General features: G+C 41.6%; 2 protein-coding genes. One reads left to right on the top strand and one right to left on the bottom strand.

What is annotated here, in order from left to right:
• Nucleotides 1–969, top strand: a 969-nt coding sequence (locus QUA23_RS30895) for a hypothetical protein (RefSeq protein ID WP_333079675.1), incomplete at its 5' end; no start/stop codon positions are given.
• Here the strand turns inward: QUA23_RS30895 and QUA23_RS30890 are convergent.
• Nucleotides 966–1,231: hypothetical protein (locus QUA23_RS30890; RefSeq protein ID WP_333093989.1), on the bottom strand; the 266-nt coding region annotated here is incomplete at its 5' end. The genes QUA23_RS30895 and QUA23_RS30890 overlap by 4 nt on opposite strands.

Genomic DNA, 1,231 nt, shown 5'->3' with positions numbered 1-1,231 from the left:
CGAAAGTTCAGCCTTGTGGCTGGAAACGCTATGTACGGACTGATTACCGTGATTCACGTTTCAACGAATCGCACTAATACTTACTATCAACTTTTTATGACAGAAAGGAACTCTACAGAGCAGCAACCTACGCTCTACAATCCGATCATCTGGAGATTGGAACTACCAAACTCAGAAAAACCCAGTCGAGACACCTATATTAATGCCCTCGGAGAATTACCTAATTTTGTTCTGAAAGCAAACCAGATTTTGGCATCTAATCAGGAAGGGGATTTCCAGAAGTTACTGAATCATTATCGAGAGGTATTCAAAGCTATCCAAAAATGGATTCTTCATTTTGATAAACAGAGCCATGATTCCTCCCTATCTGACCCTCCAGAACTGCGTTTCTCATGGGAATGTGACTTTAAGCCTCACGCTGAGGAATCGTGGGCTTTATTAAGCCTTTGCCAAGAGATTGTGAAGCTAGCTCCTTTGTATGGGCAAGATTTCTTAAAAGTTACTAACGCGACCGAGCTGTGGTGGAGCTGCCATTTTGAGCGTCTTCAACAGACTTTTTTCAAAAACGGGATTTTTAGCCAACAACCCGAACTACAGGGAAAACAACACTCTTGTGATGTGAGGTCAAAATGCATCCGAGAAGACTTTGATACACTTCATCAACGAAAATTTGCTGACAGCTCTCAGTTTGACTTGACGAAGATAGCCACTTGGGATGCTACAGAAGAAGCCTTAAGATTTTGGGCTGAAGATATTGCCCAACAGGACGACGAATTTCGTCGCCTAATTTACTCCAATTATATAAAAATTAAGAAGCGTGTTGTGAGAAGTGCTCGTAATAATCCCAATCTACAATTAATGGTTTTGCAGCCAGACGGTTCTCTCCATATAGGTGGCAAAAGCAAGCGAGGCAAAGGGAAAAAGCCAGCCCAGTCCAAAAAAAGCTTTGTTAAGAAAAGTAAAGATTAACCAAAAAGCTGCACAAAAGTTGCCCCTAACTTTCCCTTATGAGACTTTGGGTAAAGAGAAGCCATTGCTTGGATATCAATAGTTTCCCTGATAACTGGCAGATTATCTAACAGGAAGTCTGTCGCTGTTATCTCCTTCCCCTCCCTAAATTTCTTCGGAAAGTTTGAACAACTGCATTCCATCAATCTAGGTGGAAAGGGATTTTTATGGGGAAAAATGACTCGTATTTGTGCATCTCCAAGACCTCTTGGAGATGCACAAA

This window comes from Microcoleus sp. Pol1C5 (assembly GCF_036701115.1).
Classification (GTDB): Bacteria; Cyanobacteriota; Cyanobacteriia; order Cyanobacteriales; family Microcoleaceae; genus Microcoleus.
This window is presented reverse-complemented; position numbering and strand designations above follow the sequence as displayed.